The 265-nt window shown below is 60.8% G+C and carries 1 pseudogene; it reads right to left on the bottom strand.

The window, feature by feature from the left end:
* A pseudogene (locus tag SB764_RS41155) lies at positions 1-242 on the bottom strand (cytochrome c-550 PedF); the annotation flags it as partial.
* Between the last annotated feature and the right edge of the window lie 23 nt (positions 243-265).

Below are 265 nucleotides of genomic sequence, written 5' to 3'. Positions count from 1 at the left end.
CAGTTCTGGTTGTAGGCGGAGGCGCCGATCTCCACGGCTTTATCGTGCTCGGGCGAGGTGCGATAAGGGTTCACGGCAGCCCAGCCGTCAGCGTCGACCACCACACCGGCATCCTTGATCGACGTCAGGCCTTTGGTCTCCACCGCTTGCGGCACCACATTGCCATGGGCCAGCGCGGAACCGGCACCGATCACACCGACCAACAGCCCGGCTACGAGCAAGGCATTGCGTTTTGTTGTCATTATTTTTGCCCTCAGGATTGCAC

Source organism: Paraburkholderia sp. SIMBA_027 (assembly GCF_046535315.1).
GTDB classification, from domain to species: Bacteria; Pseudomonadota; Gammaproteobacteria; order Burkholderiales; family Burkholderiaceae; genus Paraburkholderia; species Paraburkholderia tropica.
Note: the sequence above shows the minus strand (reverse complement) of the source record. Positions and strands in the feature narration are given on the sequence as shown.